Genomic DNA, 16,832 nt, shown 5'->3' with positions numbered 1-16,832 from the left:
GTTTCCGGTGCCGGTTCGTATCCGGAAGCATCATCCGGTTACGCTCATGACATGCATGCCTGGCCCGCTTCTGAGGTCCCCGCCCTGCCTGGCAAGGGCCGCGACCTTCGGATCCACGACACCGCGACCGGCGGACGGATCACCCTTGACCCCGGTCCCGTCGCCCGCATCTACGTCTGCGGCATCACGCCGTACGACGCGACCCACATGGGTCATGCGGCGACCTACAACGCGTTCGACCTCGTTCAGCGCGTGTGGCTCGACACCAAGCGGCAGGTTCACTATGTCCAGAACGTGACCGACGTGGACGATCCGCTGCTGGAGCGGGCCGTGCGCGACGGTCAGGACTGGACCGAGCTCGCGGAGCGCGAGACGGCGCTCTTCCGCGAGGACATGACCGCCCTGCGGATGCTGCCCCCGCGGCACTACATCGGAGCGGTCGAGGCGATACCGGGCATCGTGCCCCTCGTCGAACGCCTCCGGGACGCGGGCGCCGCCTACGACCTGGACGGCGACATCTACTTCTCCGTCGACACCGACCCGCACTTCGGCGAGGTCTCCGGCCTCGACGCCGAGGCGATGCGCCTGCTCTCCGCCGAACGCGGCGGCGACCCGGAGCGCCCCGGCAAGAAGAACCCCCTCGACCCGATGCTCTGGATGGCCGCCCGCCCGGGCGAGCCGAGCTGGGACGGGGGCTCGCTCGGCGCGGGCCGCCCCGGCTGGCACATCGAGTGCGTCGCCATCGCGCTGGACCACCTGGGCATGGGCTTCGACATCCAGGGCGGCGGCTCCGACCTCGCCTTCCCGCACCACGAGATGGGCGCCTCGCACGCCCAGGCGCTGACCGGCGAGCACCCGTTCGCCAAGGCGTACGTCCACGCCGGCATGGTCGGCCTGGACGGCGAGAAGATGTCCAAGTCCCGGGGCAACCTGGTCTTCGTCTCGGCCGTGCGCCGCGACGGCGTGGACCCGGCGGCCATCCGCCTCGCCCTGCTCTCCCACCATTACCGCTCCGACTGGGAGTGGACCGACCAGGTGCTCGCCGACGCCGTCGAGCGTCTCGCACGCTGGCGGGCCGCCGTCTCGCGCCCCGACGGGCCGTCCGCCGACGCGCTCGTCGAGGAGGTCCGCGAGGCGCTCGCGGACGACCTGGACAGCCCCGCCGCACTGGCCGCGGTGGACCGCTGGGCCGCGCTCCAGGGCGCGGAGGGCGGTACCGACGAGGGTGCGCCCGGCCTCGTCTCCCGTACGGTCGACGCCCTCCTCGGAGTCGCGCTCTAAGAGGTTTCCCCGCCCGCGCGATGGCGCGAACCGGCCTCGGACTTCTCTACGAAGTTCGGGGCCGGTTCCTTTTTGTCCATGGTCATGTGCTCGAAGTTGCGCTAAAAGCTCACTATGCAAACATCAACGCGCATGAGAGCGGCAGTAGTTGCTGCGCTGCTCGGACTGTTCGCGGTTCTCTCGGGACCCGGCGGGGCCCACGCCGACGAGGCCCCGCCGGAGAGCACGGAGACCACCACGGTCGGGGACGTGACCGGATTCCGGGCGGACGGGGCGGTGTACCGGCTGACCGCCGGGCAGGCCGAGGCCCGGGTCAGCTTCGTCTCGAAGGAGACCTTCCGGATCGAGCTGGCCCCCGACGGCAAGTTCACCGACCCCACCGGCGACGACATCGTCCTGCCCCAGGGCGATCCGCCCCGCACCCGCTGGAAGGACCGCGGCGACCGCTACGAGCTGTCGACGGACGAGGTCACCCTGCGGGCCTACAAGAAGCCGCTGCGCTTCGCCCTGCACCGGGCCGACGGCAGCCGGATCTGGTCCGAGGCGAAGGGCCTGAGCTGGACCGGCGAGCAGACCGTCCAGACGCTGGCCCGGGGCTCCGCCGAGCAGTTCTACGGGGCCGGGATGCAGAACGGCCGCGGCAACACCTCCCACCGTGACAAGACCGTCGAGGTCGCCGTCGACTACAACTGGGACGACGGCGGCCACCCCAACTCCGTGCCGTTCTACCTCTCATCGGCCGGCTACGGCGTCTTCCGCAACACCTACGCCCCCAACACCTACGCGTTCACCGACCCGGTGACGACCGCTGCGAAAGAACAGCGCTTCGACGCCTACTACTTCGCGGGCACCGGGGCCGACGCCGCCAAGGACGTCATCGGGCAGTACACCGACCTCACCGGAAAGCCGTTCCTGCCGCCCGTCTACGGCATGGAGATCGGCGACGCCGACTGCTACCTCCACAACGCCAACCGGGGCGAGCGCCGCACCCTGGACGCGCTGAAGGTCGCCGACGGTTACGTCGAGAACGACATGCCGAACGGCTGGATGCTCGTCAACGACGGCTACGGCTGCGGCTACGAGGACCTGGAGGAGACCGCCCAGGGCCTGAAGGACCGCAACATGGAGCTCGGCCTGTGGACCGAGGACGGCATCGAGAACCTCGCCGCCCAGGTGAAGGCCGGGCAGCGGGTCGCCAAGCTGGACGTCGCCTGGGTCGGCGAGGGCTACAAGTTCGCCCTCGACGGCTGCAAGGACGCCTATCAGGGCATCGAGGACAACAGCGACGCCCGCGGCTTCACCTGGGCCCCGGAGAGCTGGGCGGGCGCGCAGCGCTGCGGAGTCCAGTGGTCCGGCGACCAGTCCGGCACCTGGGAGTACATCCGCTGGCAGATCCCGACCTACGCGGGCGCCACGATGTCCGGACTCGCCTACACCACCGGTGACGTCGACGGGATCTTCGGCGGCAGCGCCAAGACGTACACCCGCGACCTCCAGTGGAAGATGTTCCTCGGCACCACGATGACCATGGACGGCTGGGCCGCCACGGACAAGCAGCCCTTCCGCCACGGGGAGCCGTACACCTCGATCAACCGCGACTACCTCAAGCTCAAGGAGTCGCTGCTGCCCTACCAGTACTCCTACGCGCACGAGGCGACCAAGACCGGGGTCGGCATGGTCCGTCCGCTGGTCCTCGAATACCCGGACGACCCCAAGGCGTCGACGGAGGCCGCGAAGTACGAGTTCCTCTCCGGCGAGCACTTCCTCGTCGCGCCCGTCTACCAGGACACGACCGAGCGCAAGGACATCTACCTCCCCGAGGGCACCTGGATCGACTACTGGAGCGGCCGCACCTACGAGGGCCCCACCACCATCGACACCTACGGCGCCCCGCTCGACACCCTGCCGCTCTTCGTGAAGGCCGGCGCGGCCGTCCCGATGTGGCCCGGCATCCGCTCCTACCGCGACCGCACCGCCGACTCCCCGCTCGCCTGGGACGTCTACCCGCAGGGCAACACCTCCTTCACCCTGTACGAGGACGACGGCGTCACCCGTGAGCACCGCGACGGGAAGTACGCCACCCAGCGCGCCGACGTCCGGGCCCCGAAGCACGGCGCGGGCGACGTCTCCGTCACGATCAACGAAAGCCGGGGCGGCTTCACCGGCAAACAGACCGCCCGCCCCTACGAGTTCACCGTCCACACCGGCTCCGAGCCCCGCGCGGTGAAGCTGGACCGGACACTGCCCGAGCTGACCTCGAAGTCCGCGTACGACCAGGCCCGGCAGGGCTGGTGGTACGACCGTGACGACCGGGGCGGCGTCGTGCACGTGAAGACCGCGCCCCTGAGCACCGCGAAGAAGTTCACGGTGAAGCTGCTGGGCACCAGCGCGGTCGGCGGCAAGAAGGCCTCGGCGGCCGCCGCCCTCACCGTCCCCGCGGGCCAGGAGGCCGGAGCCGGAACGCCCGGCACGGTCCGGGTCGACGTGACCGTGGGCAGCACCGCCCTCACCGACACCACGGTCACCCTCCAGGCCCCCGACGGCTGGCGGACCGCCACCGCGAAGGTCCCGGGCCGCATCCCGGCGGGCGCCACCCGACGGGTCGAGGTGGCCCTCACCCCGGCGAAGGACGCCCAGGTGCGCGAGACCACGCTGACGGCCCTGGCCCGCTACCGGGCCGCCGGTGACGCCCGCACGAGCCGGCAGCGGCTCGCCGTCTCCGTACTGCCCCCGGCACCCGAGGGCGAGGCCTGGGCGAGCGATCTCGTCTGGCTCTCCGAGACCAACGGCTACGGCCCGGCCGAACGCGACCGCTCCAACGGGGAGTCGGGCGCGAGCGACGGCAGGACGCTGACCCTTGCCGGAAAGACGTACGAGAAGGGGATCGGCACCCACGCCGACTCCGACATCGCGCTCCATCTCGGCGGCCGGTGCACCGCGTTCACCGCCGACGTCGGCATCGACGACGAGATCGACGGCTACGGAGAGGTCGCGTTCTCCGTGGAGGGCGACGGCACGGTGCTGTGGACCTCGCCGAAGCTGACCGGCGCCTCGGCGACCGTGCCGGTGGACGTGAAGCTCGACGGCGTACGGCAGGTGAGACTGAAGGTCACCGACACCAACGGGTCCAAGACCGGGGACCACGGCGACTGGGCGGCGGCCAGGTTCCACTGCGCCTGAGCCGTGGACGCGCATGAACAGGGGCGCCGCACGGGATCATCTCCCGTGCGGCGCCCCGCTGTTCGTCATGCCGCCGTACCGCCGCGCGGTCACTCCTCCTCGGGAGCGCCCCCGGAGCCCTCGCCGGAGCCCTCGTCGGATTCGTTGCCCGACGCCTCGTCAGGACCCTTCTGGCCCTTGTCGTCGGAGGCCTTGCCCCGGCCGGACTCCGGACGCGGCGGCTTCGGCGGGCGGGTGCGGCCGCCGGCCGGGTCGCGCAGATACGGCACGTCCCCGCTCTCCGTCGCATGCCCGCCCGGCCCCTGCCCGGGACCGCCGTCCCGCCGCCGCAGATAGCGCTCGAACTCCCGGGCGATGGCCTCGCCGGACGCCTCGGGCAGCTCCGCGGTGTCCCGCGCCTCCTCCAGCGTCTGCACGTACTCCGCGACCTCGCTGTCCTCCGAGGCCAGCTGGTCCACCCCGAGCTGCCAGGCCCGCGCGTCCTCGGGCAGCTCGCCCAGCGGGATGCGCAGCCCGATCAGGTCCTCCAGGCGGTTCAGCAGGGCCAGCGTCGCCTTCGGGTTCGGCGGCTGCGACACATAGTGCGGGACCGCCGCCCACAGGCTGACCGCGGGCACCCCGGCATGGGTGCACGCCTCCTGGAGGACCCCGACGATGCCCGTGGGGCCCTCGTACCGGGTCTCCTCCAGGTCCATCGTCCGCGCCAGGTCCGCGTCCGAGGTGACCCCGCTCACCGGCACCGGCCGGGTGTGCGGGGTGTCACCGAGCAGCGCGCCCAGGATGACGACCATCTCGACGCCCAACTCATGGGCGAAGCCCAGGATCTCGTTGCAGAACGACCGCCAGCGCATCGACGGTTCGATGCCCCGCACCAGGACCAGGTCCCGGGGCTTCTCCCCGCCGATACGGACCACGGACAGCCGCGTCGTCGGCCAGGTGATCTTCCGCGTCCCGCCGTCCAGCCACACCGTGGGCCGGTTGACCTGGAAGTCGTAGTAGTCCTCGGCGTCCAGCGCCGCGAACACCTCGCCCTTCCACTCCCGGTCCAGATGACCGACCGCGGTGGAGGCGGCGTCCCCGGCGTCGTTCCAGCCTTCGAACGCGGCCACCATGACCGGGTCGATCAGCTCGGGCACCGACTCGAGCTCGATCACCCGGGCCTCCTTCCGATGTCTCCATACGTACGGAGCAACCTTACGGCTTCCGGGGCCCCCGGCCGCAGCCCTCTTGCACGGCCGGGTGAACCCTGCCACCAGGAGTGGATCATCGGCCGGATCAGTGCATCATGGCCCCCGCGTCACGGCGGCCGGCCGGATCCGTGTCATCGCCACAGGGTGGACGGCGCCTCCCGCCGAACCACGGGGGCGATCTCCTCCGCGAACCGCTGGAGCGTCTCCAACTGCTCCGGCCGGCTCAGCCCGAAGCCGTCCACGGTGATCGACTGGAGGTCGTGGCGGTAGACCTCGTGCCAGCCGAGGATCTTGTCGACGATCTGCTGCGGACTGCCGATCAGCTGCGGGCCGCCCTCGATCGCGTCCTCGATCGTGCGGAACGGGGTGTTGTACCCGGCCTTGCCCGCGAGATGCGGTTTGAAGGTCTGCCGCACCTTCGCCTCGTACAGCTCCTTGTACTGCGCGACGGCCGCCTGCGAACTGTCCGCGATGAGCAGCCCGCCGGAGCCCGCCGCCACCTTGGCGTCCGCCGGATCGTGCCCGTACGCCTCGAACCGCTCCCGGTAGTGCGCGATGAGCTTGGCGTACGCCTCACGCGGCTGGATGGCATTGGCCGTGAACAGCGGATCGCCGTGCTTGGCCGCCAGCTCGGGGGAGTTGAGGCTGGTCGCCGAACCGTGCCAGACACGCGGCAGCCCGTCGTACGGACGGGGCACCGTCGTCACGTTCTTCAACGGCGGCCGGAACTCGCCCTCCCAGTCGACGCCTTCCTCGGTCCACAGCCGGCGCAGCAGCTCGTACTTCTCCTTCTGGAGATCCCACTGCCGCTCCTCGTCGAGCCCGAACAGATCGAAGTGGCCCGCCTCCGCGCCCTTTCCGACGACCAGTTCGATACGGCCCCGGGAGATCTGGTCGAGCGTCGCGAAGTCCTCCGCCACCCGGACCGGGTCGAGGATCGCGACGACGGTCACCCCGGTGAGCAGCCGGACGGTGCTCGTACGGGCGGCTATCGCGCCCAGCACCACGCTCGGGCTGGAGGAGAGGAAGGCCCCGGCGTGCCGTTCGCCGACGGAGTACGCGTCGAAGCCGAGCCGCTCCGCCACCGAGGCCGTGTCGATCACCTCTTCGAACCGGTCGGCGGCGGAAGGAAGGTCACCGGTCAGCGGGTGCGCGTCGTGACCGATCAGGGAGAGCACGGAGAATCTCATGAACTCCACTGTGCTCGCGGCACATTGCACGCGTATGGCGGGAGTGTGGCGCGTGTGACGGGCGCCCGCGCACACGGACGGAGGCGGCCTCCGCGAGGAAGCCGCCTCCGTCTCCGTACCCGTGGGGGGTGGTCGCGGTCAGTCCCGGTCGGCCAGCAGCTTCTCGACGCCCTCGCGGACGTCGTCCGTCGCCAGCCCCCGGATCGTCAGCGTGGTCCGGCGGCGCAGCACGTCGTCCGCCGTCTCGGCCCACTCGTGGTCGCGGGCGTAGGCGACCTGCGCCCAGATCTCCGGGGCGTCCGGGTGGACGCGCTCGGCCAGCTCCGGGTTCTCGTTCGCCAGCCGGGCGATGTCGAAGGCGAGCGAACCGTAGTGCGTGGCCAGGTGCCGGGCGGTGTCCGGCGCCATCCGCGGGCCGGGGGCCGGGCCGTCGATCAGCAGCCGGTGCGCGACCGCGTTCGGGTTGGCGATACCGGGCAGCGGCAGCTTCCGCGGCAGCCGGTCCATCGGCTCCATGTCCTCGGCCAGCGGGTGCCCGGGCAGGGCGGCCAGCTTGTTCATGACCGTACGGCCGATGTGGCGGAAGGTCGTCCACTTGCCGCCCGCGACCGACAGCATTCCGCCGCGGCCCTCGGTGACGACCGTCTCGCGCTTGGCCTTGGAGGTGTCACCCGGACCGCCGGGCAGCACCCGCAGACCGGCGAAGGAGTACGTGATCAGATCGCGCGACAGCTGCTGGTCCCTGATCGAGAACGCCGCCTCGTCGAGGATCTGCGCGGTGTCCGCCTCGGTCACCGCGACGTCCGCCGGATCGCCCTCGTACTCCTCGTCCGTCGTGCCGAGGAGCAGCATGTCCTCCCACGGCAGCGCGAACGTGATGCGGTACTTGTCGATCGGGGTGGCCAGCGCCGCCCGCCACGGCCGGGTCCGCTTGAGGACCAGGTGGGCGCCCTTGGAGAGGCGGATGGAGGGGGCCGCGTTCGGGTCCTCCATCTTCCGCAGGTGGTCGACCCAGGGGCCGGTGGCGTTCAGGACGAGACGGGCGTCGACGCCGAACTCGGTGCCGTCGGTGCTGTCCTTCAGTTCGGCGCCGGTGACCCGGCCCCGGGTGAAGCGCAGGCCCGTGACGGCCGCGTGGTTGAGGACGACCGCACCCGCGTCGACGGCGGCGCGGACCGTCATCAGTGCCATGCGGGCGTCGTTCATCTGGTCGTCGCGGTAGACCGCGACGGCCTTCAGATCGTCGGTGCGCAGCTCGGGGACGTCGCGCTGGGCCTTGGCCGGGGAGATGACATGGCCGACGCCGTCGCCGAACGCGGAGAGCGCGGAGTAGGCGAAGACGCCCGCGCCGAGCTTGGCCGCGCCGTGCGGGCCGCCCTTGTAGACCGGCAGGTAGAAGGTGAGCGGGTTGGCCAGGTGCGGGGCCACCTCGCGGGAGACCGCGCGCCGCTCGAAGTGGTTCTCCGCGACCAGCTTGACCGCACCGGTCTGGAGGTAGCGCAGGCCGCCGTGGAGGAGCTTGGAGGAGGCGGAGGAGGTGGCGCCGGCGAAGTCGCCGGCGTCCACCAGAGCCACCCGCAGCCCGGACTGCGCGGCATGCCAGGCGGTGGAGATGCCCAGGATGCCGCCGCCGATGACCAGGAGGTCGTACGTGGCCCGGGACAGCTGGTCCCGGGTCTCGGCGCGGCTCGGCAGCGAGCCGGAGGCCGGGTGCGTTCCGAGGGCGGGAACGCTCTGCAGGGTGGTCATGGTGATGCTCCTCGTCAGCTTTCTTCGTCCTCGATCCAGCCCATGGTCCGTTCGACGGCCTTGAGCCAGCTCTTGTACTCGCGGGCACGGGTGTCCGCGTCCATGCGGGGGGTCCACTCGGCGGCCCGGCGCCAGTTGGCGCGCAGCGCGTCGGTGTCCGGCCAGAAGCCGACGGCGAGACCGGCGGCGTAGGCGGCGCCGAGGCAGGTGGTCTCGGCGACCATGGGGCGCACCACGGGCGCGTCCAGGAAGTCGGCGAGCGTCTGCATCAGCAGGTTGTTGGACGTCATGCCGCCGTCGACCTTCAGCGCGGTCAGCTCGACGCCGGAGTCCTTCGTCATGGCGTCGCTGATCTCGCGGGTCTGCCAGGCGGTGGCCTCCAGGACGGCACGGGCGATGTGCGCCTTGGTGACGTAACGGGTGAGGCCGGCGATGACGCCCCGGGCGTCGGGACGCCAGTAGGGGGCGAACAGACCGGAGAAGGCGGGCACGAAGTACGCGCCGCCGTTGTCCTCGACCGAGGAGGCCAGCGTCTCGATCTCGGCGGCCGACTTGATCAGGCCCATCTGGTCGCGCATCCACTGCACCAGCGAACCGGTGACCGCGATGGAACCCTCCAGCGCGTACACCGGGGGCTTGTCGCCGATCTGGTAGCCGACGGTGGTGAGCAGCCCGTTGTACGAGTTCACCGGGGTGCCACCGGTGTTCATCAGCATGAAGGTGCCGGTGCCGTACGTGGACTTGGCCTCGCCCTCGGCGAAACAGGTCTGGCCGAACAGCGCCGCCTGCTGGTCGCCGAGCGCGGAGGCGACGGGCACGCCGTCGAGGATGCCGCCCTTGGCGTTGCCGTACACCTCGGCGGAGGAGCGGATCTCCGGGAGGACCGCGGCCGGGATGCCGATGGAGGCGAGGATCTTCTCGTCCCAGGCCATCGTGTGCAGGTTCATCAGGAGGGTGCGCGAGGCGTTGGTGACGTCGGTGACGTGGACGCCGCCATCGGTGCCGCCGGTGAGGTTCCAGATGACCCAGGAGTCCATGGTGCCGAAGAGGATGTCGCCGCGCTCGGCGCGCTCGCGCAGCCCCTCGACGTTGTCCAGCAGCCAGCGGACCTTGGGCCCGGCGAAGTACGAGGCGAGCGGCAGCCCGGTCTCACGGCGGAACCGGTCCTGGCCCACGTTGCGGCCGAGCTCCTTGCAGAGCGCGTCGGTGCGGGTGTCCTGCCAGACGAGGGCGTTGTGCACCGGCTCACCGGTGTTCTTGTCCCAGAGCAGGGTGGTCTCGCGCTGGTTGGTGATGCCGATCGCCTTGACGTCGGCGGAGGTGATGCCGGCCTTGACGATGGCCCCGGCGACGACCTCCTGGACGTTCTCCCAGATCTCGGTCGCGTCGTGCTCGACCCAGCCCGGCTTCGGGAAGATCTGCTCGTGCTCCTTCTGGTCGACGGAGACGATCCGGCCGTCCTTGTCGAAGACGATGCAACGGCTGGAGGTGGTGCCCTGGTCGATGGCCGCGATGAACGGCCCGGTGCCGTGGGTGCCGGTGGTGTGTGCGTCGGTCACGGTGTGCTCCCGGAAGTCTGTGAGGTGGTGGAGGGGCGGCTAGGCGAAGGCGAGGTTGTAGAGCCCGCCGGCGAGTGCGCCGCCGACGAGCGGACCCACGATGGGTACCCACGCGTAGCCCCAGTCCGAACCACCCTTGTTGGGCAGCGGCAGCAGGGAGTGCACGATGCGCGGACCGAGGTCGCGGACCGGGTTGATCGCGTAGCCGGTCGGGCCGCCGAGCGAGAGGCCGATGCCGACGACGACCAGGGCGGTGATCAGCGCGCCGAGCACGCCGATGCCGTTGCCCCCGTCGTTGAGGCCCTGGGTCAGGATCGCCAGGACCAGCACGGCCGTCGCGATGATCTCGGTGATGACGTTCTGGACGCCGTTGCGGATCTCCGGACCGGTGGAGAAGATCCCGAGCACCGGGCCGGCCTTCGGGGCGGCGGTCTGGTCGACCATGCCCTCGTCGGTGGACTTGGTCCCGACGATCTCCGGGTCGGTCAGGTGGGCGTGGAACTGCCCGTAGTACACCGCCCAGACCAGCACGGCGCCGATCATCGCGCCGAGCAGCTGCGAGGCGAGGTAGAGGGGCACGTCGCCCCACTCCGTGCCGCCCTCGATGGCCAGGCCGACCGTGACCGCGGGGTTGAGGTGGGCGCCCGATACGCCGCCGGCGAGATAAGCGCCGGTCAGTACGGCGAAGCCCCACCCGAAGGTGATGGCGAGCCAGCCCGCGTTCCGGGCCTTCGAGCTCTTCAGCGTGACGGCGGCACAGACACCGCCGCCGAGCAGGATGAGTACGGCGGTACCTATGGTCTCGCCGATGAAAATGTCGGAGCTGGACACCCGCGACTCCTTTGTCCTTCGTCCAGGGGAGAGCGGATCACCGGTCCCGCCGGTGTTCCGCGCCCCAGATGGGTATCCACGAAGCGTGGGCAGCCCACCTGTAAGGGCTTGACCGGCCCTTGGCACTGTCACACCCTAACGCGTATTGCCGTTAGGTGTTCGACAATGCCGACCGTTGAACGGCAGTGTTTCCCCCGAGTGAAGGAAGCGTCAAGGGTTCTGTGGTGCACGACTCGGTGCGCGACGGGATCGTTACCGGCCGGACCCGGACGTCCCGGGCGCGGCGGTGCTGGGCGCGGGCCTGCCAGGTCTGGGCGCGGGTGTGTCGCCCCCTGCCGGCGTGCGGACCGTGCGGTCGGACGGAAGAGCGGCGCGGCCGGTCAGAAGCGGCCGGCGCCCAGGTCCCGGGAGACCGCACGGGCACAGTCGCGTACGGCCGCGATCAGCTCGGGCCGCAGCGTGCCGCCCGGGGCCACCCGCTCCACCGCCCCGGTCACGGCGACCGCCCCCACCGGCATCCTGCGCCGGTCGTGCACGGGTGCGGCCACGGCGGCCACGCCCTCCCAGGTCTCCTCCGCGTCGGCGGCCCAGCCCTGTGCGCGGATCAGGTCGAGCATCGCCTCGAACTCGTCGGCTGCGGTGACGGTGCGCCCGGTGAAGGAGCGGCGCTCCGCCTCCATGACCTCGCTGTGGGCCACCGGGTCGTACGCGGACAGCACCTTGCCCAGCGCCGTGGAGTGCAGCGGCTGCATGGCCCCGACCTCCAGCACCTGGCGGCTGTCGTCGGGCCGGAAGACGTGGTGGACGATCAGCACGCCGTGCTGGTGCAGCACCCCGAGGTGGACGCTCTCGCCGCTGGAGCGGGCCAGGTCGTCCGTCCAGACCAGGGCGCGCGCCCGCAGCTCGTGGACGTCCAGATAGCTGTTGCCGAGGCGCAGCAGCTCCGCGCCCAGCTGGTAGCGCCCGGACGCCGCGTCCTGCTCGACGAAGCCCTCCAGCTGCAGGGTGCGCAGAATGCCGTGCGCGGTGCCCTTGGCCAGCCCCAGCGAGGAGGCGATGTCGGAGAGCCCGAGCCGGCGCTCGCCGCCCGCCAGCAGACGCAGCATCGCGGCCGCCCGCTCCAGCGACTGGATGTTCTTGGCCATCGCGCCGTACTCCTCCACCTCGGTTCGACAATGCTGAACACTATCGGTCGATGCCGACCTGCGCCGGACTCCGGGGGAAAGTGTCCGCCACCGGACCGCACCCGCCGTACCCCGCACAGCATGCAGTCCGCGTCATGGACGTACTGACAGCGCCGGCCGACGTCGGGCTACGCTGGCGAGGTGCGCCTTCCCCAAGAAGGACGCAAAGCCGACAGCCGTCGCATCCCTGGGAGATCATCCATGGCCTCGTTGCCGACACCCGCCGCCGACAGCCGGACCCGCGCAGACGCCCTCCGAGAGGCACTCGCCACACGTGTGGTGGTGGCCGACGGCGCGATGGGCACCATGCTCCAGGCACAGGACCCCACGCTGGAGGACTTCGAGAATCTCGAAGGCTGCAACGAGATCCTCAACATCACCCGGCCCGACATCGTGCGCTCCGTCCACGAGGAGTACTTCGCGGTCGGCGTCGACTGCGTGGAGACGAACACCTTCGGCGCGAACCACTCCGCCGCCAACGAGTACGAGATCGCCGACCGGATCTACGAGCTGTCGGAGTCCGGCGCCCGGATCGCCCGCGAGGTGGCGGACGAGTTCGGTGCGAAGGACGGCCGCCAGCGCTGGGTCCTCGGCTCGATCGGCCCCGGCACCAAGCTGCCCTCACTCGGCCACATCACGTACGACATCCTGCGCGACGGTTACCAGAAGAACGCGGAGGGGCTGCTCGCCGGTGGCTCCGACGCGCTGATCGTCGAGACCACCCAGGACCTCCTGCAGACGAAGTCGAGCATCATCGGGGCCCGCCGGGCGATGGACGCCCTGGGCCTCCAGGTGCCGCTGATCTGCTCCCTCGCCTTCGAGACCACCGGCGTCATGCTCCTGGGCTCCGAGATCGGCGCGGCCCTGACCGCCCTGGAGCCGCTCGGCATCGACCTGATCGGGTTGAACTGCTCGACGGGTCCGGACGAGATGAGCGAGCACCTGCGCTATCTCGCCCGTCATTCCCGTACGCCGTTGATGTGCATGCCGAACGCCGGCCTGCCGGTCCTCACCAAGGACGGTGCGCACTTCCCGCTCGGCCCTGACGGACTCGCGGACTCCCAGGAGCACTTCGTCCGGGACTACGGCCTTTCGTTGATCGGCGGTTGCTGCGGTACGACGCCGGCGCATCTGAAGGCCGTCGTCGACCGCGCCCGCGAGCTGACGCCGACCGAGCGTGACCCGCGCCCGGAGCCCGGTGCCGCCTCGCTGTACCAGCACATCCCCTTCCGTCAGGACACCGCGTACCTGGCGATCGGGGAGCGGACCAACGCGAACGGTTCGAAGAAGTTCCGTGAGGCGATGTTGGAGGCGCGCTGGGACGACTGTGTGGAGATGGCTCGCGATCAGATCCGTGAGGGCGCGCACATGCTCGACCTCTGCGTCGACTACGTGGGCCGTGACGGCGTCGCCGACATGGCGGAGCTGGCCGGCCGTTTCGCGACCGCCTCCACCCTCCCGATCGTGCTGGACTCCACCGAACTGCCCGTCCTGCGCGCCGGGTTGGAGAAGCTCGGCGGCCGGGCGGTGCTGAACTCGGTGAACTACGAGGATGGTGACGGCCCCGAGTCCCGTTTCGCGCAGGTCAGTGCCCTGGCTGCTGAGCACGGTGCGGCGTTGATCGCGTTGACGATCGATGAGGAGGGGCAGGCCCGCACCGTCGAGCACAAGGTCGCCATCGCCGAGCGGCTGATCGAGGACCTCACCACCAACTGGGGCATCCGCGAGTCCGACATCCTCATCGACACCCTCACCTTCACGATCTGCACCGGGCAGGAGGAGTCCCGGGGCGACGGCATCGCGACGATCGGGGCGATCCGCGAGCTGAAGCAGCGCCACCCGGATGTCCAGACGACGCTGGGCCTCTCGAACATTTCCTTCGGTCTGAACCCGGCGGCCCGGGTGGTGCTGAACTCCGTGTTCCTGGACGAGTGTGTGAAGGCGGGCCTGGATTCCGCGATCGTGCACGCTTCGAAGATTCTGCCGATCGCCCGGCTGGAGGAGGAGCAGGTCAAGGTCGCTCTCGACCTGATCTACGACCGCCGCGCCGAGGGTTACGACCCTCTCCAGCGGCTGATGGAGCTGTTCGAGGGCGTCAACATGAAGTCGATGAAGGCGGGCAAGGCCGAGGAGCTGATGGCCCTCCCGCTGGACGAACGGCTCCAGCGGCGGATCATCGACGGTGAGAAGAACGGCCTGGAAGCCGACCTGGATGAGGCCCTCCAGACCACCCCCGCCCTCGACATCGTGAACAACACCCTCCTGGAGGGCATGAAGGTGGTCGGGGAGCTGTTCGGTTCCGGCCAGATGCAGTTGCCGTTCGTTCTCCAGTCGGCCGAGGTCATGAAGAGTGCGGTGGCTCATCTGGAGCCGCACATGGAGAAGAGCGACGACGAGGGCAAGGGCACGATCGTGCTGGCCACCGTCCGCGGTGACGTCCATGACATCGGCAAGAACCTCGTCGACATCATTCTCTCCAACAACGGCTACAACGTCGTCAACCTCGGCATCAAGCAGCCCGTCTCCGCGATCCTCGAGGCCGCCGAGGAGCACCGGGCCGATGTGATCGGCATGTCGGGTCTCCTGGTCAAGTCGACCGTGATCATGAAGGAGAACCTCCAGGAACTCAACCAGCGCAAGATGGCCGCCGACTTCCCCGTCATCCTCGGCGGCGCCGCCCTCACCCGCGCCTACGTCGAACAGGACCTCCACGAGATCTACGAGGGCGAAGTCCGCTACGCCCGCGACGCTTTCGAGGGCCTGCGGCTGATGGACGCGCTGATCGGCGTCAAGCGCGGCGTTCCGGGCGCGGCCCTGCCCGAGCTGAAACAACGCCGCGTGCCGAAGAAGGATGTCGCTGCGGTGCTGAGGTGCGTTCAAGGGCCGCAGGTTCCGGGCGACGTGCGGAGCGTCGGTCCGGTCGACCACTCCAGTCGCCCGCAGCCGCCGTCGTCTACGGCTACTTCCCCTGCGTGTCCAAGGGCGACGACCTGGTCCTCCTGCACGAGGACGGCTCCGAGCGCACCCGCTTCACCTTCCCGCGCCAGCGCCGTGGCCGCCGGCTGTGCCTCGCGGACTTCTTCCGCCCGGAGGAGTCCGGCGAGACGGACGTCATCGGTCTGCAGATCGTGACTGTCGGGTCGCGGATCGGTGAGGCGACCGCAGAGCTGTTCGCCGCCAACTCCTACCGCGACTACCTGGAACTGCACGGCCTGTCCGTCCAGCTCGCCGAGGCCCTGGCCGAGTACTGGCACGCCCGGGTCCGCAGCGAGCTCGGTTTCGGTGGTGAGGACCCGGCGGACGTCGAGGACATGTTCGCGCTGAAGTACCGCGGCGCACGGTTCTCGCTCGGTTACGGGGCGTGCCCGGATCTGGAGGACCGGGCCAAGATCGCCGACCTCCTCCAGCCGGAACGCATCGGCGTCCACCTCTCCGAAGAGTTCCAGCTCCACCCGGAACAGTCCACCGACGCCATCGTCATCCACCACCCCGAGGCCAAGTACTTCAACGCCCGATAGGGCGGACTTCGCCCCGTGGTCACGCGCCTTTCGCGCACCGCGACGGGACACGTCGTACACTGGTCGGTCCAGTGCAGGCCGGTCGCCCTCCCGCTTTCGGGAATGGCGGCCGGCCTTCTCGTCCCTTACGGAAGGTGTGCCGGATGACCAGTACGGTCCCCGCGTCCTTGACCCGCACGGCCGAAGGCGCCGCCCTGCAGGCGGTCCTTCTCGACATGGACGGAACCCTGGTCGATACCGAGGGCTTCTGGTGGGACGTCGAGAAAGAGGTCTTCGCCGGTCTCGGGCACCGGCTGGACGAGTCCTGGCGGGACGTGGTCGTCGGCGGTCCGATGACCCGCAGTGCCGGCTACCTCATCGACGTCACCGGCGCCGACATCCGGCTGGACGAGCTGACCGTGCTGCTCAACGACGGATTCGAGAGCCGTATCGCGCGCGGTGTGCCCCTGATGCCCGGGGCCGAGCGGCTGCTCGCCGAGCTGGGCGCCTACGAGGTGCCCACCGCGCTCGTCTCGGCCTCGCACCGCCGGATCATCGACCGGGTACTGGACTCGGTGGGCCGCCACCACTTCGCGCTCACGGTCGCCGGGGACGAGGTCGCCCGCACCAAGCCCCACCCCGAGCCGTATCTCACCGCCGCCGCGGGCTTCGGCGCCGACCCCTGGCGCTGCGCCGTCATCGAGGACACCGCCACCGGTGTGGCCGCCGCCGAGGCCGCGGGATGCCGGGTCGTCGCCGTGCCGTCCGTCGCCCCCATCGCGCCCGCGGCCGGACGCGTGGTCGTCGGCTCCCTCGAAGAGGTCGACCTCGCCTTCCTCCGCAAACTCATCACCGGAGCGGGCGGAACGGGCTGACCTAGGGCCTGTCCGGCGGACCAGGCGTCCGTTTGTGAACGAACAGCGGATTTTCTGCTTCCACCCGTGTGCGTTCCGACAACGTTCCATGGATGTGGATCAGTAACGAGGTGCATATGTGAAGAGGGTGAACGCGTGACCTTCCTCACCAGCATGCCTTCCGGGGCCCACCGGGATCGGGTGAGCTGTCCGTAATCGTGTTCGTATGTCGCCCGCCGTGGTCGCCGGGGGAGCGTGAGCCGCCCGCCACGCGGTCGGAGCGGCCACCGGCGGCTACTAACTTTGATTCCTCACCT

Annotated in this window: 9 protein-coding genes and 1 pseudogene; 4 read left to right on the top strand and 6 right to left on the bottom strand. The window is 70.2% G+C overall.

The genetic code is table 11. The features are described from left to right. The first annotated feature begins 51 nt into the window (after positions 1 to 51). On the top strand, positions 52 to 1,281 hold the full coding sequence (mshC, locus tag KV381_RS05985; RefSeq protein WP_086778022.1) for a cysteine--1-D-myo-inosityl 2-amino-2-deoxy-alpha-D-glucopyranoside ligase: 1,230 nt from the start codon (positions 52 to 54) through the stop codon (positions 1,279 to 1,281). Positions 1,282 to 1,395: 114 nt separating this feature from the next. Next, positions 1,396 to 4,461 (top strand): NPCBM/NEW2 domain-containing protein, encoded by a 3,066-nt coding sequence (locus tag KV381_RS05980; protein ID WP_218784808.1) that lies wholly within the window; start codon positions 1,396 to 1,398, stop codon positions 4,459 to 4,461. Between the two features lie 89 nt (positions 4,462 to 4,550). On the opposite strand, the gene KV381_RS05975 is transcribed toward KV381_RS05980, so the two are convergent. The 6 genes from KV381_RS05975 to KV381_RS05950 all read right to left on the bottom strand — a co-directional run bounded on the left by KV381_RS05975 (position 4,551) and on the right by KV381_RS05950 (position 12,125). Next, positions 4,551 to 5,615 carry a PAC2 family protein gene (locus KV381_RS05975; protein ID WP_103538410.1) on the bottom strand — a complete coding sequence of 355 codons (1,065 nt, stop codon included), beginning with the start codon at positions 5,613 to 5,615 and terminating at the stop codon, positions 4,551 to 4,553. 167 nt (positions 5,616 to 5,782) lie between these two features. Then, on the bottom strand, positions 5,783 to 6,841 hold the full coding sequence (locus tag KV381_RS05970) for an LLM class flavin-dependent oxidoreductase (RefSeq protein WP_098026191.1): 1,059 nt from the start codon (positions 6,839 to 6,841) through the stop codon (positions 5,783 to 5,785). Between the two features lie 138 nt (positions 6,842 to 6,979). Then, positions 6,980 to 8,590 (bottom strand): glycerol-3-phosphate dehydrogenase/oxidase, encoded by a 1,611-nt coding sequence (locus KV381_RS05965; protein ID WP_030085568.1) that lies wholly within the window; start codon positions 8,588 to 8,590, stop codon positions 6,980 to 6,982. Between the two features lie 14 nt (positions 8,591 to 8,604). After that, on the bottom strand, positions 8,605 to 10,149 hold the full coding sequence (gene glpK, locus KV381_RS05960) for a glycerol kinase GlpK (protein ID WP_006123395.1): 1,545 nt from the start codon (positions 10,147 to 10,149) through the stop codon (positions 8,605 to 8,607). A 39-nt stretch (positions 10,150 to 10,188) separates the two neighbouring features. Beyond that, positions 10,189 to 10,980: an MIP/aquaporin family protein gene (locus KV381_RS05955; RefSeq protein ID WP_030085564.1), complete on the bottom strand. Its 792-nt coding sequence runs from the start codon at positions 10,978 to 10,980 to the stop codon at positions 10,189 to 10,191. A gap of 380 nt (positions 10,981 to 11,360) precedes the next feature. Beyond that, positions 11,361 to 12,125 (bottom strand): IclR family transcriptional regulator, encoded by a 765-nt coding sequence (locus KV381_RS05950; protein ID WP_030085562.1) that lies wholly within the window; start codon positions 12,123 to 12,125, stop codon positions 11,361 to 11,363. A 240-nt stretch (positions 12,126 to 12,365) separates the two neighbouring features. Here KV381_RS05950 and metH point away from each other — a divergent pair. Further along, positions 12,366 to 15,682, top strand: a pseudogene (gene metH, locus KV381_RS05945) (methionine synthase). A gap of 143 nt (positions 15,683 to 15,825) precedes the next feature. Then, entirely contained in the window at positions 15,826 to 16,536 is a 711-nt protein-coding gene (locus tag KV381_RS05940; RefSeq protein ID WP_030088230.1) for an HAD family phosphatase, read from the top strand. The last annotated feature ends 296 nt before the right edge of the window (positions 16,537 to 16,832 follow it).

It is taken from the genome of Streptomyces sp. WY228, assembly GCF_019287315.1.
Classification (GTDB): domain Bacteria; phylum Actinomycetota; class Actinomycetes; order Streptomycetales; family Streptomycetaceae; genus Streptomyces; species Streptomyces caviscabies.
This window is presented reverse-complemented; position numbering and strand designations above follow the sequence as displayed.